This is a genomic window from Gemmatimonadota bacterium (assembly GCA_009835325.1).
In the GTDB taxonomy this organism is placed as follows: domain Bacteria; phylum JAAXHH01; class JAAXHH01; order JAAXHH01; family JAAXHH01; genus JAAXHH01.
In genome coordinates this window covers 1-25,598 of the sequence record VXWP01000033.1, presented here as the reverse complement: position 1 = coordinate 25,598, position 25,598 = coordinate 1, and the positions used below count along the sequence as shown (strand labels likewise).

The window sequence follows — 25,598 nt, the reverse complement described above, 5'->3', positions numbered from 1 at the left end:
CTTAACCCTTATCGAGTTCCGCGAGGATTTCGTCGACCTTCTCGGGGGTAACGTGGGTGTGCAGGCGCCGGTTGACCAGGAGCACGGGGCCCCGGTCGCAGGCCGCGAGGCATTCCGATTTCCTCAGCGTGAACCGGCCGTCCTCCGTGGTCTCGCCCAGCCCGATGCCGAGTTTTTCCGAGAGGTGATCGAATACGCTCCCGCAGCCGGTCAGCGCGCAGGGCAGCGTATGGCATACCGCCAGCACGTGTTCGCCCACGGGTTCCTTGTTGAACATGGGGTAGAACGTCGCGATCTCCGCGACCTTGACGGGCGAGCAGCCGATCAGACCGGCCACGCAGGCCATGGCCTCGGGCGAGACGTACCCCCATTCCTCCTGCGCGAGGTGGAGGAGCGGTACGACGGCCGACTTCCTGTACTCCGCGGGATAGCGGTCCAGGATCTCCGCCGCCCGTTCCCGCGCCGCGTCCGTGAATTCGAGCGGTGTCGCCATTCTAGCGGTCCAGTTCTCCAGCGATGACGTTCAGGCTGCCCAGTATCGCCACCACGTCCGATAGCATATGCCCCCTGATCAACATGGGGAATAGGGAAAAGTTCACGAATGACGGCGGACGCACACGGATCCGGTAAGGTTCCCGGCTGCCGTCGCTGACGATGAAGAACCCGAGTTCTCCGTTCGGCGCCTCGGTGGCGGCGTACACCTCGCCCACCGGCGGTGTCGGCCCGTGTCCTTCCATGGTCATCTTGAAATGATAGATCAGGGACTCCATGGATTCGTACACTTCCGATTTCTCGGGCAGCACCGCATGTTCCTCGTCGGCGTTCACGGGTCCCGAAGGCAGGTCCGCCACGGCCTGTCGAACGATCTTCGCACTCTGCCTGATCTCCTCCATCCGCACGAGATAGCGGTCATACACGTCCCCGTTGCGGCCGATGGGGATGTCGAAATCGTAGGCTTCGTAACCGAGATAGGGTTCGTTCTTCCGGATGTCCCAGTCTACGCCGGAAGCCCTGAGGACAGGCCCCGTGGCGCCCCAGGCAACGGCGTCTTCCGCCGATAGGACGCCCACGCCTTCGGTCCGGTCGCGCCATATGCGGTTGTGGGTCAGGAGCCGGTCGATTTCCGAGGTGGCTCGCAGGGTCTCTTCCACGGACTCCCTGGCCATTTCCGCGAAATTCTCCGGCACGTCGCGCAGGAGCCCGCCCACACGCGTGTAGCTGGTGGTCAGCCGCGTGCCGCAAACCGCCTCGAACAGGTCGTACAGGACTTCCCGGGCCCGGAACCCGTACAGGAAGGCGGTGAAGGCCCCGATATCGAGAGCGGCCGTGCCGATGCACAGCAGGTGGTCGGCGAGGCGGGAGAGTTCGGCCAGGGCGACCCGGACATTCCGGCACCGCGGCGTGATCTCGATGTCCATCAGCTTTTCGACCGCGTGGGTATAGCCGATGTTGTTGCACAGGGGCGAAAGGTAGTTCATCCGGTCGGTCAGCGTGACGAACTGGTTGTAGCTCCTGTACTCGCCCAGTTTTTCGAAACCGGTGTGCAGGTAGCCGAGATGGGGCGTGGCGCCCGCGACCTTTTCTCCGTCCAGTTCCAGCACCATGTGCAGCGTCCCGTGGGTCGCCGGGTGCTGGGGACCGAAATTGAGGATCATGTGCTCGGTCGGCATGTCCGGCGTACGCTCGAAAGACACCCGTTCGTTGCGGATTTCCTCGAGGTCCGTCTCTGCGAGCTTGTCGATCGGCGTGGTATTCACGGTGCGTGTTTCCGGTGGTCCGGCGTTCACAATATGCGCTAGAAAACGAAGTTGTCCCGTTCCCCCTTGCCGTGCAGGGGATAGTCCTTTCTCAAGGGGTAGGAACCGAAATCATCGGGCATCAGGATCCGGCGCAGGTCGGGATGGCCTTCGAAGACGATCCCGTACATGTCGTACACTTCCCGCTCCAGCCAGTTGGCGCCCGGCCAGACGGACACCACCGAACCGATCCGGGAGTCCGCTTCCGGAACGGGCACGCTGACGCTGAAACGTCGGTTGTGTTTGTAGGAATAGAGCTGGTACACCACGGCGAACCGGATTTCCTCGTCCAGCCGCAGGCGGTCCACGGCGGTCACGTCGACGAGATAGTCGAAGGACAGTTCCGGATCGTCTCTCAGGAAGGTCATGAACGGAAGGAGCGCATCCCGCTCCGCGATGACGCTTTCGCAACCCACCGCGTTGCCGGTGCCAACAGACGCGTCGCCGAACCGGGCACGGATGCGCTTCGTAACGGCGCCCGGCTCAGATTCAGGACTGCCAACGCCTTCGGTTTCGCGTTCCTCCTGGTTTTCCATCGCTGACCCCATTTATTCGAACCCCATCTTGCCGCCCCAGCCGCGCGGGTCCGACTGCCAGTCCATGGCGATCTCCCGGTCGTCTGCCGAAAGCTCGCCCCGCTCGCTCATGACGTCCAGTACGGTCACGAAGTCCGCCATGCTCCATTTCGGCAGGTCGGCTTTCCCGAATCCCTCGGTGGCGGCGGGCAGGCCGTATTCGAATATGGTGACCACGCCGATTACGTCCACGTCGAACTTGATCACGTCTTCGACGGCCTTCAGGACGCCTCCCCCCGTGGTGACCAGATCCTCGGTGAACAGTACCTTCTGGCCGGCTGTCAGGGTGCCCTCGACCCGGTGTTCCTTGCCATATCCCTTCTGCCCCGACCGTGCGTAGACCATCGGCAGGTCCAGCCGGTTGGAAACCCACGCGGCGAAGGGTATGGCGGCCGTCGCCGTGCCCGCGATGACGTCCGGGGCAGTGTCGAGGGAGTCGATGATCTCGAGAAACGTATCGACAATCACCTTGCGCTCTTCCAGGCAGGATATGATCAGCCTGTTATCGCAATATATCGGGGAGATGATACCGGAACTGTAATGGTAGGGTGCTTCGACGTTGATAGTGACGGCTTTGATGTCGAGCAGAAGCTCTGCGATGGTTTTTCTGTTCATCAGTTCGCTTTAGCCTGGGCTACTTTCTCCTGGATCTTCATCAACGCCTGGATCACGTTTTCGGGCCTGGGCGGACAGCCGGGGATATACACGTCCACCGGGATGTACTGGTCCACGCCCTGCACCAGGGTGTAGGTATTGAATACGCCGCCGGAGGAGGCGCAGGCCCCCATGGAGATGACCCATTTGGGCTCCGGCATCTGGTCGTAGATCTTCTTCAGTACGGGCATCATCTTGATGGACACCCGCCCCGAAACGATCAGCAGGTCGGACTGCCGTGGTGAAAACCGGATGGCTTCGGCCCCGAATCGAGCCAGGTCGAAGCGGGACGCCAGGGTCGCCATGAGCTCGATGGCGCAGCACGCGGTGCCGAAGGGCATCGGCCAGAGCGAGTTCTTCCGGGCCCAGCCCACCATCTCGTCGACCTTGGTGGTCATGACGTTTTCCTGCAACTGGTCTTCTAATCCCATTCCAGGGCACCCCGTTTCCATTCGTACAGGAATCCGATGACGAGCAGGAGGAAGAACACCCCCATGGCTGCGGCGCCGTATAACTGAAGATCACCATAAACGACGGCCCATGGGTAGAGGTAAATGATCTCCACGTCGAAAAGGATGAAAAGGATGGCGATCAGGTAGAACTTGACGGAGAAGTTCTTCCGCGCGGAATCCTTCAGCGGAACGCCGCATTCGTAAGAGGCGAGCTTGGATGCGCTGGTCTTTTTTCTGCCGATGAAAGAGGAAAGGGTAACGATTACGGCCGCGACGATCAGTACGAGGACTACGAGCAGGATCAGGGGAAGGTATGACATTTAACCGAATTTCAGTGATGTACAGAACAGATCGGTCGACGAAACGCGGCTTCCTGGTACATCTATCCTTGAACTCGCCGATCAAGATAAACCGCCGGGGTGCGTTGTCAAGGACTAATCGTTTTTATTTATTGATATAAAAAGGCGGGCTCGTTATATGTCTATTCCGGTACGATTTCACGCGCATTGCAAGGACTGAAATCGACTTCTCAAACCAGCCGGAGCGTTGCTGTATGCCTGAAGCACAGATCGCCGTCATCGGGGGCACTGGGTTCTACGGAATGGAGGGGCTGACGGATCTCGAGGAGGTTCGGCCCGACACCCCCTTCGGCGACCCCAGCGACGCCATCGTGATCGGCACCCTGGAGGGCCGGCGCGTGGCGTTCCTGGCCCGGCACGGCCGGGGCCATCGCCTGGGGCCGTCCGAAATCAACGTGCGTGCGAACATCTTCGCGCTGAAGACGCTGGGCGTCCGGTGGATACTCTCGGTAAGTGCCGTGGGCAGCTTACAGGAAGATATCCGGCCGCGGGACTTCGTCATACCGGACCAGTTGTACGACCATACCCGGCATCGCGCGACGAGCTTCTTCGGCGACGGCCTCGTGGTGCACGTAGGCCTCGGCGAACCGTTCTGCGGACCGTTGCGCCAGCTGCTTGTCCGCGGCGCCGAATCGACGGGCCTGACCGTGCACGACGGCGGCACCTATCTCTGCATGGAAGGACCGCAGTTCTCGACCAAAGCGGAGTCGAACGTCTACCGGGGCTGGGGTTTTTCGGTCATCGGGATGACGGCGGCGCCGGAGGCAAAGCTCGCCCGGGAGGCGGAGATCTGCTACGCCGCCATCGCGTGTTCCACCGACTACGACTGCTGGCACGAGGAACACGATTCCGTGACCGTCGACATGATCATCGAGAACCTGCACGCGAACGTGGACCACGCGCGCCAGGTCATCCGCCACGTCGTGCCGGCCATTCCGCTGGACAGGACGTGCCGCTGTCACAACGCGCTGGCCAATGCCATCGTTTCCGACCGCGGCGCGGTGCCCGTCGGCACGCTGGAGAAGCTGAGGCCGATCGTGGGCCGTTATTACGAGTAGCGCATCAGGAGAGGTGTAACGGGCGGACGCCGGGCCAGTCCACCCACATGTCATGGTGCCAAAACGGCACGGACGCCGGGCCAGTCCACCCACATGTCGTCGCCGGGAGGCGCGTTCTCGTCCAGGTCCGCCCGCTTGTAGTCGTAAAGGACCGCCTGGCGGATCCGGCCGGTCCGGTTGTGGCCGACGGAATGGCCCATGCGGTGGTGCCAGTATACGATGTCGCCGGCCTTGCCGTGGCAGTCCATGGGGGGCATTCCGCTCACCTCGTCCTTGTCGGCCAGGTATTCGGGCGTCTTGTCGAAGACGTAGCGCCGGGTGAAATCCCGGTAGAAAATCCGGTGGCTGCCCGGCCAGACGGTGAATCCGCCGCCTCCGGGATCCACGTCGTCGATGTAACCCACGACGCCGAGGTGAAAGGGATGGGCGTCCACGTGGCAACCCATGGGACGGGGCGGCGCATCGCCTTCGGGCAGGACGCAGTAAATACCGCGGATCCGGTCCGGTACGACCAGCTTGCCCTCGCCAAGCAACTGCTCCGCCATGCCCATCACGGAAGGATCGGTGGCGAGGAGGCGAACCATCCAGTCCTCATCGCCCGGCTTGCGGTACTTCCACATGTACTGATGGCGATGGGACGAACCGTCGTCCACCGGCTCCGGGAAAGGACCGATCCAGGTTTCCGGTTTTTCGCGCTCGAGGGGCGGCGGCAGGTTGCTCCACATGCGTTCCCTGCCCCGGGCCATCAGATCGGGATCAAGGACGCCGCGCTTGACCAGGTAGCCTTCGCGTACGAAAAACCGGATGTCGTCGTCGGTCAGCCGGACCATGACCATCCATCCTGTCGGTTGGTGTGGGTTTGTGCGGAGAATATATGGGACGAACCGAGGAACGTGTCAAGGAGGAACACCACGTGAGGAAGTGGATCGGCAAGTGGACCGTCGCGGCGGCGGCGCTCGTCTTCGGCCTCACTCCGAAGGTTGTGCTGCTCGTCCGCAGCCTCACTCCGAAGGCGTTGCTGCTCGTCCTGGGCCTGACGCCCGGCGCGGCCCTGGCCAACGACGGCTACCCCCGCATGGATGACGTGGACATCCTCCACTACCGGATCCAGTTGGAGATCGGCGAAACCGGCCGGACCATCCAGGGCGAGACCACGATCCAGGCGGAGATGCTGGCCGGCGGCCGGAACGTCCTGCCCCTCGACCTGGGCCCGCTCACCGTGGGCCGAGTCACGGTCGGCGGAAGAAACGCGGTTTTTACGCACAGCGACCACCGCCTGAACATAACCTTCGAGAAAAGTTATGCGGCAGGCGACACGGTCACGGTGATCGTCTCGTATGGCGGGGAGCCCGTGGACGGGCTGTTCATTCAGCCGAACAAGTTCGGCGACCGGTCGGTCTTCGCGGACAACTGGCCGAACCGGGCGCGGCACTGGTTCCCCGGGGTGGATCATCCCTATGACAAGGCCACGGTCGAATTCATCGTCACGGCGCCCGCGGCCTACGACGTCGTGGCCAACGGCCGGCTGCTGGGAACGACGGCCGTCTCGCCGGAACGCAAGCGGACGCACTGGAAGACCGACGCGCCCATCCCCACCTACTGCATGGTGGTCGGAGCGGCCCGCTTTTCCATCGTCCGGCCGGGATCCTGGCGGGGGATCCCCGTTTCGTACTACCTGTTTCCCGGCGACCGGGACGCGGGAACCACGGATTTCGCCCGTTCCACGGACATGCTGGCCTTCTACACCGACCTGATCGGACCCTATCCCTATGCGAAACTCGCGCTGGTGCAGTCTTCCACCCGGTTCGGCGGCATGGAGAACGCCAGCGCCATCTTCTTCTCGGAACATAGCATAACGGGCACCAGACGGAACGAAGCCGTGGTCGCCCACGAGATCGTCCACCAATGGTTCGGCGACTCGGTGACCGAGTCCGACTGGCACCACTTGTGGCTCAGCGAGGGGTTCGCCACCTACTTCGGCGCTGTATTCTTTGAAGAAGCCGACGGCGACGAGCGTTTTCACGAAATGCTGGCCCGAAGCCGGTCCCGGGTTTTCGACGCGGACCGCCGCGCGCCGGCGCCTGTCTTCAATCCGGGCATAACCGACCTGTTCGACCTGCTGAACGCCTACAACTACAGCAAGGGCGGGCTGGTGCTCCACATGCTCAGGGGCCTGATGGGCGACGACGCCTTCTTCGAGGGCATACGGGACTTCTACGCCAGGTTCCGTGACCAGACCGTGCTGACCCGGGATTTCCAGTCCGTCATGGAAACCCGTCACGGAGAAGATCTCGGGTGGTTCTTCGACCAGTGGATCTACCGTGCGGGCCATCCCGTGGTCGAGGTGACCTGGTCCTGGGACGAACAGCGCGGCGAGGTATCGGTACGCCTGCGTCAGACACAGCCCCAGGAGACTTTCAGGCTGTCCGTAACCCTCGCCTTCGTGGCGGGAGACCGGCTGGAACGCCGGCAGGTCGAGCTTCGTGAGCGGTCGCACGAATTTCGCTTCAAACTGGAAGAAGCACCGGGAGAAGTCGTGGTCGACCCCGATACCTGGCTGCTGATGGAGGCGCGGGTAAGGCGGGGGGATGGCTAAGCGGGCAGACGAGCCGAATGGTGATCGATCTGTCGTTACAATCTGTGTGACAATAAAAAAATGTTGACTTTTCCAGAAGTAACGGTTTATTGTTTATCAGGATTTGTCTCTGTCTCCTGCATGATCGTATTATAAAAAAGACGATGCGGCACGGATCAGAACTAACGGTCCTGCCGTTTTTCTATATGCGGGTGAAAGTCGAACAGGGACTTCGTTGTAGATGTATCTATACATGCCTGAAAGGTGGTGAGCAATATTGGCAGTCGGTAAAGTAAAGTGGTTCAACGACCACAAGGGCTATGGTTTTATCGAGCACGATGGTGGCGATGACGTCTTCGTCCACTACTCCGCGATCCAGGGAGAGGGATTCAAGTCCCTGTCGGAAGGTGATGCGGTCGAGTTCGATATCACGGAAGGGCCCAAGGGATTCCAGGCCGCTAACGTCGTAAAGCAGTAAAAGCGGTAACGAACCCAGACGAAACGACACGGGTGCCGGAGCATTCTGTTCCGGCGCCCGTTTTTTAATGTGAATTTGACAATCTACTGTAGCGTTCGTCGGGATAGCGTTCGTCAGGATAGTGTTCGCCTGGCATCGACCCTTCTGCCCAACCCAGCCGGACATTGAGTTCGTTCGCCGCTACCCTCCGATACGATACCGCAACCCCAGGGATATCCCCCAGAAATGCGAGGGGCTTCCCTTGATCTCGTACTGAACGGGCATATCGTAGCCGGTTCCCGAAGTCGGACCCACGGTGGATTCATGTCCCCGCAGCAACCTCCAGGGGTTTTCACCATCCAGGAACTCTCCGACGCTGCCGTACCGCAGTTTCAGGCCGGCCGAGAATCGCTCGTCCACCGCGTAGTCCACGCCGGCAAGTAACTGGAAACTGAAAATCCTGTCAGAGAGCTTCGCATCGGCGAGAGAAGCCAGCCCGGCGGCATGGCTGTTGCGTCCCAGTTGACGCATTCTGTCCCGGTCGTTGGTTCGGACGGAAACTGCCGAGTAGAACAGTTTCTGTTGCGCCAGACCGGCGCCCACGCCAAGGTAAGGTGTCGCGTTGGGTGAGAGCATGCCACGGAAGTCGTAATAGAGATTCGCGAAGAGGTTGTCCGTCCGGAAATCGCTGATCTTCTCGCTGCGTTCCACGAACTCGGCCTGTTTCGCGTCGCCTGGAATGACCAGCGGAAGGAAAGCCCCGCTCTGGCCTCTGCGAAAATACTCGACCTCGATACGCAGGGCCTTCAGGACATACCCGGCCTGGACACCGGCCAGGATACCCTCTCCCAGTTCGAATCCGTTGGGACTCCCGGGAAACAGGCGCGGCGAACACTCGGACAGCGGAAGAGGAACCGGGGTTCCGTCGTTCAGGATCTCTCCGGGAAGCCACTGATCGCAGTTGGTGGGAACGCTCCTGGTGTTTGTTCTCGTGGATTCGTATTCTCCAGGCACGGATACGCCGGCCTGCATGCCGAAATAGAATCCCCGGCGGCTTTCGTCTTCCTGGTCCTGTGCGGCCGATTCGGCCGGAAAAGACAGGAACGCCAGCATGCATATGCAAAGGGCCGGTACGGCGCGGGTTGTCTTCATGTTTATGCGATCTCCTGGTAACGGGGTGGTTATGTTGTGCCGGAAAATAGAGTTGTCCACTTCTAGCAACAAGCGTTTTCGAAGGGAAGTCCCCGATCATCAGGGTGCGTGGTATGACCTCTCTCCATACGGTGACGTTGGGCTTGACAGGACGTAACGATCCAGCCAGTTTTTCATTCCGACATCCTTGCGCGCGCCGGATGATTCGCCTGATTACCGGGCAGCCGTATCCGGCATCGGTGCATCCTTGTTTAACCTGTACAACCCCGGGGCGATGACAGATGAAAACCGGCATCTTGTACCCTTCCCTTAACGCTATGCTGCCGCTTGCATCGGATGCGGTCGTCTCCACTGTACTGCGTACGTTTCTGTGCCTGGCATTCGTCTTCACCGCCGGCGCGTCAGTCGCGCAGGAGAACCGACCGGCGCCCCAGGATCCTGCCCAGTCCGCCGAGTCCGATGAACTGGCAGAACCGAGCCCGTCCGAATCTCCCGGGCAGTCCGAACAGGCAGGCACAGAAAGCACGAGACCGCCCGATGAACCCGCCATCGTGATGGAGGAAGTCGTGGTCACGGCGCGCAAGCGTGCGCAGCCAGCCTTCGAAGTCCCGCTGTCCCTGTCCACTATCCAGGAAGCGAAGTCCACCGCACTTCGCGCTTCCGGCATGGACCTTCGATTCCTTTCGAACCGGGTGCCCAGCCTGCAGCTGGAGTCCTCCTACGGCCGGGTTTTTCCGCGCATCTACATAAGGGGACTCGGCAATACGGACTTCGACCTGAACGCCTCGCAACCCGTTTCCGTGGTCTATGACGGCATCGTACTGGAAAACGTCATGCTGAAGGGCTATCCCGCCTTCGACCTGGACCGGATCGAGGTATTGCGCGGCCCCCAGGGGACCCTGTTCGGCCGGAACACGCCGGCGGGCATCATCAAGCTTGAATCGGCGCGGCCGACCGAAACGCCTGGGGGTTTCGGCCGCCTGGGTTACGGACGTTTCAACAGCGCCGTTTTCGAGGGAGCGGTATCAGGACCGCTCGGATCCTCCGGGCTCACAGCGCGTCTCTCGGTGCTGTTGCAACGGCGGGACGACTGGGTGGAAAACGAACACGACGGTCCGAATGAAGCCATAGCCGGATACCGGGAACTGGCCGGCCGCCTCCAGTTGAGCTGGAAACCGTCGCCGGATTTCGAATCGCTGGTCAAGCTCCATGCCCGCAACTTTGACGGCTCCGCGCGGGCGTTCCGTGCCAACGCGATTAAACCCGGACGCGGCGGACTGGTGAGCGGCTTCTCCCGGGACCGGATCGCAATCGACGGACGCAACAGCCAGGAACTGCGCGCCTACGGCATGTCCATGGAGTTGCGGTACCAGATGGACCGGCACCAACTCGTGTCCCTGACCGGATTGGAACGGCTGGAGAGCTTCTCACGAGGCGATATCGACGGCGGCTTCGGCGCCGTATTCAGCCCACCGAGCGGACCGGGGGTTATTCCCTTCCCCTCCGAAACCTCCGGGGGCATCCCCTTCCTGCGCCAGATCAGCCAGGAGTTACGCCTGGTGAGCCAGGAACACCGGCCCCTGGACTACCAAATCGGCCTGTACTACCTGAACGAATCGGTGGACATCGAGGATTACAACTACGATACGCTCTCAGGCGGGACCTCCGACGGATTCACCCGGCAGCACCAGGAGGCCGAGGCGTGGGCCGCGTTCCTCGCATCCACCCTGCACCTGGGAGACGCGTTGGAGGTCGCCGGGGGGCTCCGGTTCTCCCGCGACGCGAAAGACTACTCGGCGTGGCGGGACGAGGCGCCTGCGGTCACCGGCGCCGGCACGATCGGACCCATCCAGCGCAGTCCGACCGACAACGCCTGGAGCGGTGACCTGAGCATGCGATATGCCGCGTCGCCCCGGGTCCAGACCTACCTGCGCGCCGCCCGGGGTTTCCGCGCACCCAGCATCCAGGGCCGCCTGCTCTTCGGCGACGAGGTTTCCATAGCCGGGACGGAAACGATACACTCCATCGAAGGCGGGGCCAAAATGCGCCTGTGGGACGGGCGGCTCCACCTCGACCTGTCCGCGTTCCACTACCGGCTGCGGAACCAGCAACTCACCGCCGTAGGCGGCGAGACCAACTTCAACCGGCTGGTCAACGCGGACAGAACCCTGGGACGGGGTTTCGAGGCGGAGGTGGCCCTTGCGCGGCCGGGCGGGATACAAGTCACGGGCGGCCTGAGTTACAATCATACCCGCATCGACGACAAGCGACTCGCCGTGCAGCCCTGCGGCGCACCGTGCACCGTGCTGGATCCACCGGGGCCGGAGCCCGGTACGGTCCTGATCGACGGCAACGGGCTGCCCCAGGCGCCTCGATGGATCGCGGATGCGGCCCTGCGCTATCCGGTGGCCCTGCCGGGCGGGTCCTTTCTCGTAGCCTCCGCCGACCTGGCCTACCGCAGCGCGGTGCGCTTCTTTCTCTACGAATCCGTGGAATTCCAGGACGACCGGCTGCTGGAATGCGGCGTGCGCCTCTCCTATCTGTTCGGGAACACCGGGACGGAGATCTCCCTGGTCGGCCGAAACGTCTTCGATGACGTATCGCTTACCGGCGGCATCGATTTCAACAACCTGACCGGATTCGTCAACGAACCGCCTTACTGGGGCGTGGAACTTGCGCGCCATTTCTGAAGCGATCCCGCGGGTTCTGGAGATGCTTTATTCCCTTGACACCGGACACGAAATCGGACACGTATTAAAGTTACATATTGTTAAATAAATAGTGGCTGGTTATTATGGTTTCAGATCAAATTCTCAGGGATGACGGGGACACCAGCGGCACACACTAAATCCGAACAACGACCGGGGAGAGACGATGTTAAGATTCGCGGAAGAGATCATGCTGCTCATGCTCGACGACGACGGGAAATTCGTGGGCGTGCCCGATCGTCTGTTACGATACGGTCTCGCCGGTGGCGTGTTGATGGACCTCGCTCTCGAAAACCGTATCGATACCGATGTCGACAAGCTGGTCCTCGTGGACTCGAAACCCCTGGGAGACAATCTTCTCGACCCCGTGCTGGCGGATATCGCGGCGTCATCCGAAACGCACGGGGCGCGGTACTGGATCGAGCACGTCGTCGACCGCGCCGAAGACATCCGGGAGACAGCCATAGACCGGCTCGTCGAACGGGGAATCCTGAAAAAGGAAGAAGGCCAGTTCCTGTGGGTATTCCGGTCGCGGCGCTATCCGATCATCGATGGAACGGCCGAGCGTGAAGTCAAGCTACGCATCATGGAAGTGCTGTTCAGCGATATGATTCCCAGCCCGCGCGACGTCGTGATCATCAACCTCGCCCACGCGTGCAACCTCTTCAAAGAGATCCTGTCTGCGCGGGAACTCGCTCAGGCCTCCGATCGCATCGATCAGGTGCGCAAGCTGGACCTCATCGGCCAGGCCATGTCCAGGGCGATCTCGGACATCGAACTGTCCCTCACCCTCGCGGTGGAACGCGGCTACTATATGTGAGGATCGAGTGGCGGTGTGGTGCGCGGAGGATGGACTTCCGGCGCGGTGCGCGACGGACCGGTCACCGGACTACCTGCCGTGGCACCGCTTGTACTTGAGGCCGCTTCCGCACGGACAGGGGTCGTTTCTCCCCGCCGATTTGAACGCCTTCTGCCTTCTGAGCTCGGCTTCCTTCCGGTGGATGTACGTCATCACGTTGGCGGGAGCCCGCCTGTGGCGCAGTTCGTTGGCCATGAACCGCATGGGGCCGTCGATGTGGTGGAAGAAGGCCTTGTACCCCTCGCACAGGTAGTTCAGGCCCGGTTCGCCGTCTGGCGTCGTGATGATGCGGTTCTTCGGACATCCCCCGTTGCAGATGAACCGCACGTCGCATGACAGGCAGTACTGCGGCAGCGTGTCCAGCTTGGCCTGCCCGAAGGCCCGTTGCTGCTCGGACAGGACCATCTCCATCATCGGAATCTCGGTGATATTGCCCAGCAAGTAGTCCGGCTCGACGTAGTGGTCGCAGGCGTAGAGGTCCCCGTTGTGCTCCAGGGCGAGTGCATCGCCGCAGGTCTCCATGAAAATGCACAGCCCCGGGCTCTGGCCGGACCAGGCGGCGAGCGACACGTCGAAGATCTGCACGTACATTTTCCCCACGTCCCGGCGCACCCATTCGTCGAAAATCCGGATCAGGAACCGGCCGTACTGCTTCCCCGTCACCGACCGCTTCGTCACCTCGTTGCCTTCCTGGTACCCGGTGTCGTTGTCCCGTTCCACGATGGGGATGAACTGAAGGAACCGCGTCTTCACCACGTCCCGCATGAAGCGATAGACTTCGGTTGGATGTTCCGCGTTGGCCGCGTGCACCGTGGTCAGGATGTTGAACTCGACCTCATGGACCTGCATCATCTCCGCCGCGCCCATCACCGCGTCGAAGGTCGGCTTGCCGCCCTTGTCGACCCGGTAGGCGTCGTGCAGCGCTTTGGGGCCGTCGAGGCTCAGGCCGATCAGGAAGTCGTTTTCGTGGAAGAAACGGCACCAGTCCGCGTCGAGGAGCGTGCCGTTGGTCTGCAGGGAGTTGTAGATACGCGTGTCGGGTTTCTGGTATTTCTTCTGGAACTCGACGGCCTTTTGGAAGAACTCGAGGCCCATGAGGGTGGGCTCTCCGCCCTGCCAGGCGAAAGTGACTTCCGGCACCTGCTGGGCTTCGATATACTGCCTGGTGTATTCCTCGAGCAGATCGTCGGACATGCGGAACCCGCTGCCGGGATACAGATCCTCCTTGGCGAGGAAGTAACAGTACTTGCAGTCGAGGTTGCAGATGGCCCCCCGGGGCTTCATCATCACGTGAAACGCCGGGACCGGGACCGGATCTCCTCCGGCCGAGGGCATGGACGATGCCGGGACCGCGGTGGTTGTGTCGACTGGGTTCACGGTAAATCCTGGGTCTTTTCGTTCTTGCAGATACGAACCTGCGACATGACGTCATGCCGCCAATCCGGGACTACTGCCGGCCGTGCCGGATCCACGGATCCAGCACTTCGCGCGGATGACCTGGAAACCCCCGCACGCCCCGCGACCGGTCGAACTGGTAGATACGGGAGGCCTTCCACTTCGTATAGGGAAAGGACCGCAGGCGGTCGCCATCCAGAGCGTCGGTGGCGCCCGGATGGCCGCAAGCCTGCACGCCCCGCCGGTACAGGTCGTCGGCGACATCCCGGTCGGACGTGGCCCGGTTCGTAACTTCGGGCGGGTCTTCGGCGGTGTTGAACAGCTGCTCCCTGCCGCCGTTCGCAAGGTAAATATACTTCCAATCGCCGCTTCGTACCATGATTTTGAACCGGTCCGTACCCGGTTCGCCGTAATACCCGAAGAGGGTCTCCCTGGGCGGGGCTGTTCCTTCTAGCACTCCAATCACGTCCACGCCGTCGCGCGCCTGAGGCTGTCCGGCGGCGTGGGTAGCGATGCCGAAGAGGTCGGTCAGGCAAACGAGGTCGTCTCGTCGAACGTCACGCGGCAGGCGGTCGGGCCAGCTTACCAGGAAGGGCACGCGCGCCGAGACGTCGAAGAAACTCTCCTTCTGCCATGCGGTATGATCCCCGAGGTGGTCGCCGTGATCCGAGAAGAAGCAGATGAGGGTGTTGCCGGCGTCCTCGCGGGTCTCGACGGCGTCCAGTATCCGGCCCAGGCAATCGTCGATGTAGGTGATCTCTCCGTAATAGCGGGCCTTGAGGACGCGGGTCAGCGCGTCGTTGATTTCATCGGCCCAGATGATCCGGTTCATGAAGGGAATCTGCTCGTCCAGGTGGTCCACGTTCTGGTCGCCGCACACGGGCCCCGGCATGCGGTCGGGGTCGTAGATCCGGTTGAAGGGCACGGGCGGCGCGAAGGGCGGATGGGGACCGATGAAGGACACGAAACCGAAATACGGCCGGTCATCGAACGCGCTTAGCGCCTCGATCGCGCGGTCCGCGGCCCAGGACTCCACGGTCAAGTGGGCGGGCAGCGGGCTTGCCTGGGGCATGTAGTACATCTCGGTCCGCTCCCCCATGAGCGCTTCGATATAGTCGAAATCCGGATGCTCGCGGGCGATCCAGCCCGCGTAGGCGTCTCCGCGCCGCTGCTCCTCACTGCCGTAGAGTTCCTCGCTGTGGAGCTGGGACGCATAACCCACGTCCTCGTTCCACGGGAAGGTGTGGAACTTCCCCACGCCGAAGGTCCGGTAGCCCGCGGCCGAAAGGGTACGGGCAAGATAGTCTCCGCACCGGCCCTCGAGCGTATCGGCCTGGCCGGGCACGGGCGCGGACCGGCCGTTGCTGAATACCCGCGTCGTGGGCGGATCGCATCCCGTACGGATGGTCGTCCGCGCCGCCACGCAGACAGGACAGGTCGAGTAGCCCTGGGTAAAGGACACGCCCCGCCGCACGAGACGGTCCATGTTGGGGGTATAGATATGCTCGTTGCCCAGCGCGGCGATCGTATCGAAACGCTGCTGGTCCGTCATGATGAAGAGGATGTTGGGACGGGTCATCGGGTTTCCTCTACCGGGTCTGCCGTCGATGTGCCGCCGGAGCCGGCCGATCACGTCCAGGGCGCGTTTTCAAGATGCTCGACGGGCCTGCCGCCAGATACGCCCCACCGCGTCCAGCTTGTCGTCGCTCAGGTACCCGTACCGGTTGATCCATACGCCGTCGGCCGGACTCTCCGCCACCACCCGGAAACGGCGGGCGAAATCATGCAGGGGGCCGTAGCCGTGCATGAGTGGCGTGACGAGCGCGCGCCCGTTCACCTCCGCGCAGACCTGCTCGATGCGCCGCCGCTGGGCGTCATCGGGGATAGGATGGGGCTCATCGGGATCGGGGTACCCGTAATCGTCGATCCGGGTGGCCGTGATTTCGTCTCCGAGGTCGAAGAGGTGGGCGAGCGAACGCACCAGGAGCCGTTCGTCCAGGCCGGGATTATGTTCCAGCAGCACCTTTCCCCAGAATTCCACCATGACCGACCAGTGCATGGTATACAGCTTGGGGGACACCGCGTCGCAGGTCTCCGGAGCGCCGCGGAAATCGAAGCCGGTCCACAAGGTGAGTGGCGTCATGAAGGCGTTGGCCGATAGCTTCTTATCGGGACCGCCGTGCGTCGTGATGACCGTTCTCCAGTGCCGCAGCAGGTCGCCTGACAAGGCGGATTTCAGTCGCAGCCATTCCGCGATGCCGGGAAAGGACCGGAATACGGCGGCCAGCGTCGCCGCGCCTCGGCCGGGGCCGCCGAGGTCGAGCAGGTCCCGGTTTTCGAGCCTTCCGTGCAGGTAAACGTAGGCCGCCCGCACGTCCCGGTGGATGGCTTCGAAGTCGAACCCGTTGGCCGAGGCCCACCGCGCCACCTGGGGATTGAAGTCCTGGAAGGCCTCGTCCAGCTTGTAACAGGGATACTCGGGCCAGTCGGGGCGAAAGCCGGTTACGCGGGGATACTGTTCAAGCAGGTCACGCACGTAAGCGGCGATAAAAGCCCGGATCGCCTCGCTGGCGAGGCAGCCCGTGTCGGCCATGCGGTCCGGCAGCTCCCCGTCCGGCCTTCGCGGCCGGTCCTCGTCCGACAGGCCCGGCGGTGTCGCGCCGCTCAGCTGCAGATAGACCTCGAGCCCACGGTCCAGCGCCGCGTCGATGAACCGTTCGATCAGGTCGCCGCAGGCGTCCGTCAGTTCGTTGGGTTCACGGGGCTTGTACGGGGTTTCTGCATAATACGACAGACGGGGTTTGTAACTCGGTGCACTCCGGACCCAAAGCGAACGTCGGCCCCACAGCGGCCGGTCGAAGAGGCGGGGACTGCTGCCGGCGTCGCTGGGCGGCTGGAAGGAACCGACGCCCTCCTCGGACGGCGCGGTCACCGTGGGATTCACCGCCACGGCCGTGGCGCCCGCCCGGTCCACCAGGTTGTCCAGCACGGCTTCCACCCCTTCGTTCAGGATGAAATCGGCCAGGACGGTGATGCCCAGCAGTCGTTTCTCGCTCATCGGTCTCCGTTGGGTGGGCGGTGGTCAGTCTGTCGGCGGTCTTCACTCAGCCGGCGGACGCCATGGACGCGAGCTGCGCCTCGATGAACTGGTCCGCGCGGTCGTCCTCCGTCTCTGGATCGCAGATTAGGCGGAGTTCCCGTTCCAGGTCGGCAGCGACCGCCGGGTGCGCCTCATGCACGTTCCGAAGTTCATCGGGATCTCTTTCCAGATCGAACAACTGGTGGGGCGTGCCGATGTGATGGAGATATTTCCATTTTCCTTTCCGGATCATGAAAGCACTGTGCCGGGCTCCATGGCCATGGTATTCCGAGAACACCATGCGCTGATCATCGTCCTCGGGCACATGCTGCAGGGGACGGCCCACCCAGTCTGCCGGCCGTTCTGCGCCCGTCGACGCGAAGAGGCTCGCCTGGACGTCGTGGAGGTCCACCGGTGTCGAAACCCGCAGCCCGGGCGGGAAGTCGGGTCCCGCCGCGATGCAGGGAATGCGGCTTGCGTCTTCGTAGAGGGAGCATTTCCACCACATGCCGAACTTGCCGAGCATCTCGCCGTGATCCGACGTGTAGATAACATTGGTATAGTCATACAGCCCCGCTGCTTGCAGCGCCTCGACCAGGCGCGCCAGTTGCCGGTCCACGAAGGTCACGCAGGCCAGGTAACCGCGGCGCTGGCCCCGCACCTGATCCTCGGTGAAATGATCCGTTTGGAAATGTTCGCGCACTTCACGGGCGCGGGGATGGTTCGCGGTATCCTCGTCGACCCCGTATTCCGGCAGATCGCCGCCCTGGGAATAGAGATCCCACAGCTCCTGCGAGGTGTAATGGGGGAAATGGGGATGGATGATGTTTACCGTGAGGGTCCACGGTCGCCCCAGCGATGGCGCGACATGCGTCAGCCAGTCCACGGCCGCATCGACGCGATCCAGGTCGAGGCGGAGATGGGACTCCTTTACCCCGAACTGGGCCGCCCGTTCTGCGGCTGCCTGCCTGATCCGGAAGGGCCGACGACCGATTTCCGGATCGCCGGCGCCTCGTTCCCTGCCGCCCAGGCGCACCTCGCTGAAACCCAACTCACCGCTCGGTGCGAAGACGTGTGTCTTGCCCGCGTGCACGGAGTATACGCCCTGTTCCGACAAGGCGCCTCCGTAGGTGGGAATGTCCGGTTCGACACCGAGGATGCAGTTGGAATAGGCCTGGATCTCGTGCACTCTGCGCCCCGTCATGAAGGCGGACCGGCTGGGTGTGCACAGGGGCGACGGGCAGTAGGCGCTATCGTAGACGACCCCGTTCGCCGCGAGACGGTCCATGGCTGGCGTCTGAACAAAAGGATGGCCGTAGACCGAGGAATAGAAAGGGTTGTGCTCGTCGGAGATGAGCAGGAGGACATTGGACATGGGCGGGTATCATTTCCCGGCGAGGAATGCCTTCAGCGGGACGTCCTCGTCTTCCGGCAGGTAGTAGCTGAGGGCGTCTCCCACCTCGCCGATCAACTGTTTCTGCAACGGCGAGCAGCGTTCCACGAGGGACTTCGGCATCTGGATGTAATCCATGGGCTTGACCCAGCGGTACGCATAGCCCATGAAGATGGTCCGACGGTCGTGGCCGCTCCAGTTGTGTCCGATACAGTGGAATGTGCGCTGCTCGAACAGGAATGCGCTGCCGGCGGGCAGGTTCATCTGGATGGCGCCATAGGGCCATCCCGTGTCCGGGTCCCTGGGCGGCTGCCCCGTAATCCGGTTGCTGCCGGGCACCAGGGAAGTGGCCCCGGAGGAAGGATCCGTCTGGTCGCTGAGCACGTAGGCGATCTTCAGCAGGATGCGGGGATGGGGTTCCTGCATTTCCACGAAGGACCGGCCGCCGTCACGGTGCATGCCGTGTCCGCGCTTGGCCTCCTCGGTAGGTTCCGGTCCCGATGGCAGTACGATGAGGTGGGAGGTGATCATCTGGATGTTCCAGCTGAGCGCGCCCCAGGCCAGGGGAATGGTCGCCGGCCAGTCCAGCAGTTGCAGGAAGGCGTCGTGGGCCACGATGCAGTTCCGCATGTTCAGATCGCCGCCTTTCCCAAGCGTGCCTTCCTTCCGGGCCCGGTCGTACACTTCGTCGATGGCCCCGTTCAACTCCCCGACGACCGCCGGAGGCAGGGCGTCTTCGATAACCAGGTATCCGTACTGGTCGATATGTTCCCGCTGCGCATCGGTCATCTCGATGTACTGGTGTCCGTTTTCCATGTCAGTAGTCGATCCTTCGGTCAAAGCGTGCCTGTCGCCCCGGCGCCTTAATAGTCAATGCGTCGGTCGCTTTCCACGGCCTCTTCACCGATGTAGAGGTCATAGTACGTGTTTGCGTTCCGGTAATTGGGGAAGTTGCCCCACCGGTCTTCACGGAACCCCTTCAGCCAGGGCTTGCGCAACTGGTAGGTCTTGACATGCCACAGGAAGACGGCCGCGGCCTCGGAGGCGAGTATCCCCTCGGCCTCGTCGTACATCGCCAGGCGTGCTTCGTGGTTCAGGTCTCCGGCCGCCGCGTCGATCAGCCGGTCGAATTCCGGGTTCAGCCAGTCGTGGCGCGTGTAGCCCCTGGGCTGGGACCGCCAGATGATGCCCAGCATGCTGTGGGGATCGGGGAAGTCGTAGTTGAACCCGATGATGCTCATGGGAAACTCCCAGTTGTACATGGCCGACCGGTACGCTGCTCCTTCGGTGTTCTGGATGCCGATCTGGATATTCAGGTTCTCCTTGAGCATCTCCTGGATCGCCTGGGCCACCTGGCTGATGGCGGAAGCGGGGGTGGCGTCGGCGAGCCATATATCCATCCGCGGGAATCCCCTGCCCTCCGGATAGCCGGCCTCGGCAAGCAGCTGCCGGGCGAGGTCCACGTCGAACCGCTGGTGGTCCCGGTACTTGTCACCCACGTAGCCGGGGAAATGGAGCGGCAGCATGGTGTAGGCGGGGATCATCATGCCCTGGAGAATCGTCTCGTTCAGCGACTCCTGGTCGATGGCGTGGGCGAAGGCCTGGCGGACCTTGAGGTTGTCGAAGGGGGGCTCGCGCGTCCGGAAGAACAGGTAGATCGTCGTGAACTGGTCGTAGGACCACGCCCGTTCGTTCCACTCCGGGTCGTTACGCAGGCCGCCGTAGACCATGGGGCTGACGTCGATCACGTCGATCTCGTCGTTCTCGTAAGGCAGTAGTCCCATGTCGTTCGCCGCGCTGGCCGATCCGACCATGGCGTTGAATATGCGGACGATCTGGCGGAGATGACCGGGATTGGATCCGGTGTAATGGGGGTTCAGACCGAAAGTCATGTACTGGCCCGTTTTCCACGTCTCGAGCTGGAAGGGTCCGTTGGTCAGGCAGGTGCCGGCAAGCGCCCACTGATCCCCGTACTTCTCCACCTGCCAGGGCGGGACGGGTGCGGAAGTGAGGTAGGCGGTGATATGGGGCAGGAAGGCGCAGGACTGCTCCGTCTCGATGACCAGGGTGTAGTCGTCCAGGGCCGTAACGCCCACAGTGCTCACGTCGTCCGTTTCCCGCTGGTTGTAGGCACGGGCGCCCTTGATGTCGTAATAGAGAAAGGCGTAGACGTTGCCCGCGTTGGGATGGAGAAACCGCTTGAAGGTATATTCGAAATCATGGGCCGTGACGGGCCGGCCGTCGCTCCACCGGCCGTCCCGGCGCAGGTGAAAGGTCCAGGTCTTGCCGTCCTCAGTGGGTTCCCACGACTGCGCCGCGCCGGGGATAAGCTCCCCGTTCAGTCCGAACATGACGAGACGCTCGAAGTGGAACTCGCTTCCGCCCGCCACGTAGATCGAGACGCCCTGGTCCATGCTCTTGGGTTCCGCGGCCATGTACCGGAACACCTGGTACTCCAGGGGCGCGGCGTCGTCGGGCAGGCGCTCCATCAGCGCGGCGTGGGCCGCCTCCTTCATTTCCGCGGTCTGGCCGAAGAACAACTCGGGAGCACTTTCATCGGGATCGTCCTGCGCAGGCTGGCCGCCGCAGTTCACGAACATCAGCGCGAAGGCGAGCAGGAGCGTCGCCGGGAAACGTCGAAGGACTAGCGTCTTCTTCATGATCTTTCCATCCAAAGCTCCGAGCGGATCGATGGACCTGCCTACGCTCCTGGCGGGTCGATGCCCAGGCGGGAGAACTGTTCGGGCATGGCCTCGCAGGCCTTCAGATGCCCGGCGATCCGTTCTGTGAACCGGGCTTCCAATGCCGGATCTTCTATAGGGTGCTGCTGTGCCGGGTCCGCCGCGACGTCGAACAGCTGGTTCCGCCCCGCGTAGGACGCTTCGTCGGGGTGGTGCCGCGGGACCTTCCCGTCGGTGGGGATTTTGTACAACGGTAGGTTGTAGGTGTGGCCGAAGTACCGGCCGGTTTCGACCCGGTCGTACACCTCCCTGGGATACCAGCGGTTCAAGCCGCCCGTGGGCATGGCCGTGTACGCATACAGCGGTCCCGCGTCCTCGTTGACCGGGTTGCGCATGTACACGAACCTTCCGTCCGTGATGTTCATCGCCATCCCGAAATATCCGAAGATGCCGTCCTTCCGGCCTCCGTCGCCGTCCAGCACCTTCCGCAGGGAACGTCCCTGGACGTGGGGAGGCGGCGGGGTATCGAAGTAGTCGAGAAAAGTCGGCATCAGGTCGATGGTCTGCGTGAGCGCTCCGGTGCGCGTGCCGGCCCGCTCGTTGCCGGGCAGGCTCACGATCAGCGGAATCCGGACAATCTCGTTGTACAGGGGCATGATGTTCTTCATCCAGAAGTCATGCTCCGCCAGCATGGTCCCGTGATCCGTCGTGAACACGACCAACGTGTCGTCCCACAGTCCCAGGTCGTCGAGCGTATCGAATATCCGGCCCACCCAGTGGTCCGTCATCGTGAGCAGTCCGGCGTAGCACTTCCGGATGTGTTCGACCGCTTCGGGGGATTCGTGGACCTCGTCGTAGCTGGGCCAGTCGTAGAAAGGCCCGTCGTAATCGTCGCCGTACATGGCCCGGTACTTCTCGGTGCAGTAGAAGGGTTCGTGGGGATCGAAGATCTCGACCTGCAGGAACCAGTCGTCGGACGCCCGGTTCGTCTTCAGCCACTCGATGGCCGCCTGCGCGGTCTTCGGGCCGGAGAAGTCCTCCTCGCGCTGCTGCAGTTTGCGGTTGCCGAAATTCTGCTGGCTGAGTTGCCCCAGGTAGTCGGGCAGGGCCATGCGGTCCACGTGGGACGCCCACCAGTCGTTCTCCTGGCCGCGGAAGAAGTCCCAGGTGTTGAACGCCGTGTGATAGTTCTCGCCCCCGAGTTCGAAGTAGTGGTAATGATCGGTCAGCAGGTGGGTGAAGACGTCGTTCTTCCGCAACTCGCCCGGCAGCGTATCGTCGTAGGGTTCGATGGGACCCCAACCCCGGTAGATGAAATTGTACCGCCCGGTCATGAACTCCCGCCGCGCGGGCATGCAGGGCAGCGAGCCCACCCAGTGATTGTCGAAAACGACGCCCCGTTCGGCCAATCGGTCCAGGGCGGGCGTATGCACCCAGTCGTTGCCGTAAGTTGAAAGGTAGTCCCGGCGGACGGTATCAAGTACGATGAATACGCATTTCATTATTCATCTTCTTTCTTGCCGTAGCTGTGTCCGCCCAGGATCGCCTTGACGTCGTCAGCCGACCGGGCGCGTTCGAAGGCATCGATGCGTGCTTCTTCCTCCTCCGCCAGCGCGGTGGCGTTCTCGAGCACCGCGTCCATCCTGTCGGCGGGAAACTTGCACGCGCCGTTCTCGTCCATGTGGATGATCTCGCCCGGCGCCACGTCCATGCCGCCCACGGATACGGGCACGTTCACCGCGTGCACGGCCTGGTCCCCGTGGCCCGGCGTGACGCCGCTGAGCAGGTACTGGACCTCCATCGGCCGGATCTCGTGTATGTCCCGCGACGGTCCGTTGGAAACCACGCCCACGCAACCCACGGCCTTTGCGGAAGCCGTCATGTTCCCGCCCGCCAATCCCACTTTTCCGGCGATCTCCTCGGGGAAATTCTGCCGGATCACGAGAATCGTCGGCCCGGGGGATTCGTCCAGGGCGTCGATGACATCGATGAAGGAGAGGTTCTTGAAACCCGGCTCGGGCAGGCCGAAGACGCAGGTGACGGCGTAGCCCACGGTGCGCCCGAGTTCGGGATACATGCATTTAATGGATTGGTCCGTGTACCAGTTCACCGCCCACGGGTTGTATAGACCGAGGCAGAGGGGATGGGTGGGATAGGTGGCCACCACGTTGGTGATCGTAGGGGTGTCGAACTGTTTCAGCGCCTCCAGCGTCTCCTGCGGGGACCGCGTGGGCATGCATCGCTCCTTCCGGGGTGCGTGCTGAAAAGAGGTAGGAAATCAGACCGTAAAATCGGTCCGTCAAATCGGTGGAATGAACCCGGTGAATATGGTCCTGATTCGACGGGGTGTCAAGCCGGTAATCGAGCCCGGCGGGCACGGCGAATCGACTGCGTGTCCAGCCGGCAGCCGGCCCCCGGTCGGTCGAATGACTTCAACTTTCACGCCGGGTCGGATCCACACGCGTTAATCAGACGAACCGGACTGGAGCGACCGCTGCCACAGGGCTGTTGAGTAGAACTCGTAAGACGCGGCTTTATCCGGGACGTCGACGAGATGGACCGTAAAGCGGCACGGCACACCGTTGTCCGGCAGACAATCCCTGAAGAAGCTGCTATACGCCCGGGCATACGCTTCCTTCAGCCGATCCTGCTCGGCGGCGTAACCCACCGGGTCCACGAGGGGATTCGGCGACTTGGGCTGGCACCCGAAGGCGTGCACTTCGATGAAGTCGATATCCCGAAGCGACTCGCACAGGCCGGCGTCAATCAGCCACTTCTCCCAACTTTGAAAGACCAGGGGGATCTCCTGGTCCGGTTCCATCGAAATCAGTTCATCCCGCTCCAGCACACCCTTGGCGGAATAGCCGCCCGTGAGACCGGCGAAGTAGATCTTAATGTCCCCATCCGGCTGCGCTTCCGTAACCAGGGCCGACAGCACCGGGTTTTCGCCGTGGTAATAGTAGGTCAGCTTGCCGCGCTTTTTGATGTTGAATGCCATTGATACTCCTTTTGGAAGTTCAGGTTTCTCAGGATCTCTCGCATACGGTTCACCGTGTTAAGGGAAGGCCGCATCGTCAGGATAATCTACTGCGCGTGTCAAGGTCGATCAGGTTTCGATATCGACTCCGAAAAACGGGCATTTTCGGTTATCTGCCGAGATCTTCATGGTCAATGGTCGATACGGTCTCGCAAGTCATTATGGACTTTGGCTGCACGGTCTCGCCAAGTATATTCCGTTAATGATCCAGACCGTCCCTTTCAAAAAGGACCTCGTGCTGGTCGGCGGCGGCCATTCCCACGTGCAGGTGATCCGCATGCTGGCCATGAAGAAGGCCCTGGGGGGCATCCGCGTCACGCTCATCTCGGACGAGTCCACCGTCTGCTATTCCGGCATGCTGCCCGGTTGCCTGGCCGGCCTGTACCGGCCCGACGAGATGGAAATGGAATTGAGGCCGCTTTGCAACTGGGCGGGCATCCGGTTCGTCCGGGCCCGGGTGGCCGGCCTCGACCCGGACCTCCAGCAGGTTTACTTCGACGACGGCCGACCACCCCTTGCCTACGATGCCCTCTCGATCAACGTCGGTTCGATCCCCAGGGGCATGGACACCCCGGGCGTGCGGGAACACGCCGTGCCCACGAGGCCGCTCGGCCTGCTGCTGAAGCGCGTTCACGAGTTCGAGAAAAACCACCGGAGCGACGGGGGCCCGTTACGGATCGTCATCGCGGGAGGCGGCGCGGCGGGCGTGGAACTGGCCTTCGCCATGCACTCGAGATGGGGAGCGAAATTTGCGCCCGTCCGGATCACCCTCGTGGATTCGCAGACGACTTTGCTGACCGGGCACCGTCCCCGTGTCGCCGCGATCATCGGACGGTACCTCGAAGAAAAGGAGATCACCTGCCTGACCGGCAATCGAGTCATGGGCGTGGATAAAACGGGTGTCCATTTCGAGGATCATCCGTCCCTGCCCTGCGACTTCCTGCTCTGGGCAACGGGCGGAGCGCCGCCCGGTCTGTTGAAAGATACAAACCTGGAGACCAGCGGCGCCGGGTTCATCCGCGTCCGGCCCTCCCTGCAGGCCATGGGTTACGACAACGTCTTCGCCTCGGGTGACTGTATTGAATTTCCTTCCCGTTCCCTGCCCAAATCGGGGGTCTACGCGGTCCGGGAGGGACCGGTCCTGGCCCGTAACCTCCATGCCTGGCTCGAGCACCGATCCCTGGTTCCCTACAGGCCCCAGGGTTCCGCGCTCGCACTGCTCATGACCGGGACGCGCAACGCCGTCGCGAGCCGTCGCCACGCCTCCTTCCACGGCCCCTGGGTGTGGCGGCTGAAGGACTGGATCGATCGGCGCTGGATGCGGAAATTCGACCCCGCCCTGCTGCCGCCCATGGAGCCGGCCGGCAG

The 25,598-nt window shown here is 62.5% G+C and carries 23 protein-coding genes; 6 read left to right on the top strand and 17 right to left on the bottom strand.

What is annotated here, in order from left to right:
- Position 1 precedes the first annotated feature (1 nt).
- The 6 genes from F4Z81_03680 to F4Z81_03655 all read right to left on the bottom strand — a co-directional run bounded on the left by F4Z81_03680 (position 2) and on the right by F4Z81_03655 (position 3,797).
- Positions 2–493 carry an NAD(P)H-dependent oxidoreductase subunit E gene (locus F4Z81_03680; GenBank protein ID MXW04152.1) on the bottom strand — a complete coding sequence of 164 codons (492 nt, stop codon included), beginning with the start codon at positions 491–493 and terminating at the stop codon, positions 2–4.
- Position 494: 1 nt separating this feature from the next.
- Positions 495–1,670 (bottom strand): NADH dehydrogenase (quinone) subunit D, encoded by a 1,176-nt coding sequence (nuoD, locus tag F4Z81_03675; protein MXW04151.1) that lies wholly within the window; start codon positions 1,668–1,670, stop codon positions 495–497.
- A gap of 125 nt (positions 1,671–1,795) precedes the next feature.
- Positions 1,796–2,344, bottom strand: coding sequence for an NADH-quinone oxidoreductase subunit C (locus F4Z81_03670; GenBank protein MXW04150.1), 549 nt, complete (start codon positions 2,342–2,344; stop codon positions 1,796–1,798).
- Positions 2,345–2,986 carry an orotate phosphoribosyltransferase gene (gene pyrE / locus F4Z81_03665; GenBank protein ID MXW04149.1) on the bottom strand — a complete coding sequence of 214 codons (642 nt, stop codon included), beginning with the start codon at positions 2,984–2,986 and terminating at the stop codon, positions 2,345–2,347. It lies immediately after the preceding gene.
- Entirely contained in the window at positions 2,986–3,456 is a 471-nt protein-coding gene (locus F4Z81_03660; GenBank protein MXW04148.1) for an NADH-quinone oxidoreductase subunit B, read from the bottom strand. The genes pyrE and F4Z81_03660 overlap by 1 nt, the downstream gene beginning before the upstream one ends.
- Positions 3,447–3,797 carry an NADH-quinone oxidoreductase subunit A gene (locus F4Z81_03655; protein MXW04147.1) on the bottom strand — a complete coding sequence of 117 codons (351 nt, stop codon included), beginning with the start codon at positions 3,795–3,797 and terminating at the stop codon, positions 3,447–3,449. Before F4Z81_03655 ends, F4Z81_03660 begins: the two co-directional genes overlap by 10 nt.
- 233 nt (positions 3,798–4,030) lie before the next feature.
- On the opposite strand from F4Z81_03655, the gene mtnP reads away from it, so the two are divergent.
- Positions 4,031–4,894, top strand: coding sequence for an S-methyl-5'-thioadenosine phosphorylase (gene mtnP / locus F4Z81_03650; GenBank protein ID MXW04146.1), 864 nt, complete (start codon positions 4,031–4,033; stop codon positions 4,892–4,894).
- Positions 4,895–4,944: 50 nt separating this feature from the next.
- Here mtnP and F4Z81_03645 read toward each other — a convergent pair whose 3' ends face one another.
- Positions 4,945–5,730, bottom strand: a complete 786-nt coding sequence (locus tag F4Z81_03645; protein ID MXW04145.1) for a phytanoyl-CoA dioxygenase family protein — start codon at positions 5,728–5,730, stop codon at positions 4,945–4,947.
- 38 nt (positions 5,731–5,768) lie between these two features.
- On the opposite strand from F4Z81_03645, the gene F4Z81_03640 reads away from it, so the two are divergent.
- Complete coding sequence (locus F4Z81_03640) at positions 5,769–7,490, top strand: M1 family metallopeptidase (protein MXW04144.1); 1,722 nt, start codon at positions 5,769–5,771, stop codon at positions 7,488–7,490.
- Positions 7,491–7,746: 256 nt separating this feature from the next.
- Entirely contained in the window at positions 7,747–7,947 is a 201-nt protein-coding gene (locus F4Z81_03635; protein MXW04143.1) for a cold shock domain-containing protein, read from the top strand.
- Positions 7,948–8,127: 180 nt separating this feature from the next.
- Here F4Z81_03635 and F4Z81_03630 read toward each other — a convergent pair whose 3' ends face one another.
- Positions 8,128–9,078 (bottom strand): porin family protein, encoded by a 951-nt coding sequence (locus tag F4Z81_03630; GenBank protein ID MXW04142.1) that lies wholly within the window; start codon positions 9,076–9,078, stop codon positions 8,128–8,130.
- A gap of 281 nt (positions 9,079–9,359) precedes the next feature.
- On the opposite strand from F4Z81_03630, the gene F4Z81_03625 reads away from it, so the two are divergent.
- Both F4Z81_03625 and F4Z81_03620 read left to right on the top strand, forming a co-directional pair.
- Complete coding sequence (locus tag F4Z81_03625) at positions 9,360–11,768, top strand: TonB-dependent receptor (GenBank protein MXW04141.1); 2,409 nt, start codon at positions 9,360–9,362, stop codon at positions 11,766–11,768.
- A 184-nt stretch (positions 11,769–11,952) separates the two neighbouring features.
- Positions 11,953–12,606, top strand: coding sequence for a GPP34 family phosphoprotein (locus F4Z81_03620; GenBank protein ID MXW04140.1), 654 nt, complete (start codon positions 11,953–11,955; stop codon positions 12,604–12,606).
- 69 nt (positions 12,607–12,675) lie between these two features.
- Here the strand turns inward: F4Z81_03620 and F4Z81_03615 are convergent, their stop codons facing one another.
- The 9 genes from F4Z81_03615 to F4Z81_03575 all read right to left on the bottom strand — a co-directional run bounded on the left by F4Z81_03615 (position 12,676) and on the right by F4Z81_03575 (position 24,191).
- A complete protein-coding gene (locus F4Z81_03615) occupies positions 12,676–13,980 on the bottom strand; it encodes an anaerobic sulfatase maturase (GenBank protein MXW04139.1) in 1,305 nt (434 codons plus the stop codon).
- Positions 13,981–14,092: 112 nt separating this feature from the next.
- Positions 14,093–15,619: a sulfatase-like hydrolase/transferase gene (locus tag F4Z81_03610; GenBank protein MXW04138.1), complete on the bottom strand. Its 1,527-nt coding sequence runs from the start codon at positions 15,617–15,619 to the stop codon at positions 14,093–14,095.
- A 69-nt stretch (positions 15,620–15,688) separates the two neighbouring features.
- Complete coding sequence (locus F4Z81_03605) at positions 15,689–17,098, bottom strand: hypothetical protein (GenBank protein MXW04137.1); 1,410 nt, start codon at positions 17,096–17,098, stop codon at positions 15,689–15,691.
- 46 nt (positions 17,099–17,144) lie between these two features.
- On the bottom strand, positions 17,145–18,494 hold the full coding sequence (locus F4Z81_03600; GenBank protein MXW04136.1) for a sulfatase-like hydrolase/transferase: 1,350 nt from the start codon (positions 18,492–18,494) through the stop codon (positions 17,145–17,147).
- 9 nt (positions 18,495–18,503) lie between these two features.
- Entirely contained in the window at positions 18,504–19,328 is an 825-nt protein-coding gene (locus tag F4Z81_03595; protein MXW04135.1) for a phytanoyl-CoA dioxygenase family protein, read from the bottom strand.
- Positions 19,329–19,375: 47 nt separating this feature from the next.
- On the bottom strand, positions 19,376–21,172 hold the full coding sequence (locus F4Z81_03590) for a peptide ABC transporter substrate-binding protein (protein ID MXW04134.1): 1,797 nt from the start codon (positions 21,170–21,172) through the stop codon (positions 19,376–19,378).
- Between the two features lie 41 nt (positions 21,173–21,213).
- Entirely contained in the window at positions 21,214–22,695 is a 1,482-nt protein-coding gene (locus tag F4Z81_03585) for a sulfatase (GenBank protein MXW04133.1), read from the bottom strand.
- Positions 22,695–23,429 (bottom strand): RraA family protein, encoded by a 735-nt coding sequence (locus tag F4Z81_03580; GenBank protein ID MXW04132.1) that lies wholly within the window; start codon positions 23,427–23,429, stop codon positions 22,695–22,697. The genes F4Z81_03585 and F4Z81_03580 overlap by 1 nt, the downstream gene beginning before the upstream one ends.
- A gap of 228 nt (positions 23,430–23,657) precedes the next feature.
- Positions 23,658–24,191 carry a hypothetical protein gene (locus tag F4Z81_03575; protein ID MXW04131.1) on the bottom strand — a complete coding sequence of 178 codons (534 nt, stop codon included), beginning with the start codon at positions 24,189–24,191 and terminating at the stop codon, positions 23,658–23,660.
- Positions 24,192–24,357: 166 nt separating this feature from the next.
- Here F4Z81_03575 and F4Z81_03570 point away from each other — a divergent pair.
- Positions 24,358–25,598, top strand: a 1,241-nt coding sequence (locus tag F4Z81_03570; GenBank protein ID MXW04130.1) for a bifunctional NADH dehydrogenase FAD-containing subunit/selenide, water dikinase SelD, incomplete at its 3' end; no start/stop codon positions are given.

Bases quoted from the DNA above. Each gene is read 5' to 3' on its own strand.
- F4Z81_03615 (MXW04139.1), bottom strand. From the start codon at position 13,980: ATGCCCTCGGCCGGAGGAGATCCGGTCCCGGTCCCGGCGTTTCACGTG.
- F4Z81_03595 (MXW04135.1), bottom strand. From the start codon at position 19,328: ATGGAAAACGGACACCAGTACATCGAGATGACCGATGCGCAGCGGGAA.
- mtnP (MXW04146.1), top strand. From the start codon at position 4,031: ATGCCTGAAGCACAGATCGCCGTCATCGGGGGCACTGGGTTCTACGGA.
- pyrE (MXW04149.1), bottom strand. From the start codon at position 2,986: ATGAACAGAAAAACCATCGCAGAGCTTCTGCTCGACATCAAAGCCGTC.
- nuoD (MXW04151.1), bottom strand. From the start codon at position 1,670: ATGCCGACCGAGCACATGATCCTCAATTTCGGTCCCCAGCACCCGGCG.
- F4Z81_03575 (MXW04131.1), bottom strand. From the start codon at position 24,191: ATGGCATTCAACATCAAAAAGCGCGGCAAGCTGACCTACTATTACCAC.
- F4Z81_03600 (MXW04136.1), bottom strand. From the start codon at position 18,494: ATGTCCAATGTCCTCCTGCTCATCTCCGACGAGCACAACCCTTTCTAT.
- F4Z81_03580 (MXW04132.1), bottom strand. From the start codon at position 23,429: ATGCCCACGCGGTCCCCGCAGGAGACGCTGGAGGCGCTGAAACAGTTC.
- F4Z81_03585 (MXW04133.1), bottom strand. From the start codon at position 22,695: ATGAAATGCGTATTCATCGTACTTGATACCGTCCGCCGGGACTACCTT.
- F4Z81_03660 (MXW04148.1), bottom strand. From the start codon at position 3,456: ATGGGATTAGAAGACCAGTTGCAGGAAAACGTCATGACCACCAAGGTC.
- F4Z81_03590 (MXW04134.1), bottom strand. From the start codon at position 21,172: ATGAAGAAGACGCTAGTCCTTCGACGTTTCCCGGCGACGCTCCTGCTC.
- F4Z81_03680 (MXW04152.1), bottom strand. From the start codon at position 493: ATGGCGACACCGCTCGAATTCACGGACGCGGCGCGGGAACGGGCGGCG.
- F4Z81_03655 (MXW04147.1), bottom strand. From the start codon at position 3,797: ATGTCATACCTTCCCCTGATCCTGCTCGTAGTCCTCGTACTGATCGTC.
- F4Z81_03610 (MXW04138.1), bottom strand. From the start codon at position 15,619: ATGACCCGTCCCAACATCCTCTTCATCATGACGGACCAGCAGCGTTTC.
- F4Z81_03630 (MXW04142.1), bottom strand. From the start codon at position 9,078: ATGAAGACAACCCGCGCCGTACCGGCCCTTTGCATATGCATGCTGGCG.
- F4Z81_03605 (MXW04137.1), bottom strand. From the start codon at position 17,098: ATGAGCGAGAAACGACTGCTGGGCATCACCGTCCTGGCCGATTTCATC.
- F4Z81_03620 (MXW04140.1), top strand. From the start codon at position 11,953: ATGTTAAGATTCGCGGAAGAGATCATGCTGCTCATGCTCGACGACGAC.
- F4Z81_03645 (MXW04145.1), bottom strand. From the start codon at position 5,730: ATGGTCATGGTCCGGCTGACCGACGACGACATCCGGTTTTTCGTACGC.
- F4Z81_03640 (MXW04144.1), top strand. From the start codon at position 5,769: ATGGGACGAACCGAGGAACGTGTCAAGGAGGAACACCACGTGAGGAAG.
- F4Z81_03670 (MXW04150.1), bottom strand. From the start codon at position 2,344: ATGGGGTCAGCGATGGAAAACCAGGAGGAACGCGAAACCGAAGGCGTT.
- F4Z81_03625 (MXW04141.1), top strand. From the start codon at position 9,360: ATGAAAACCGGCATCTTGTACCCTTCCCTTAACGCTATGCTGCCGCTT.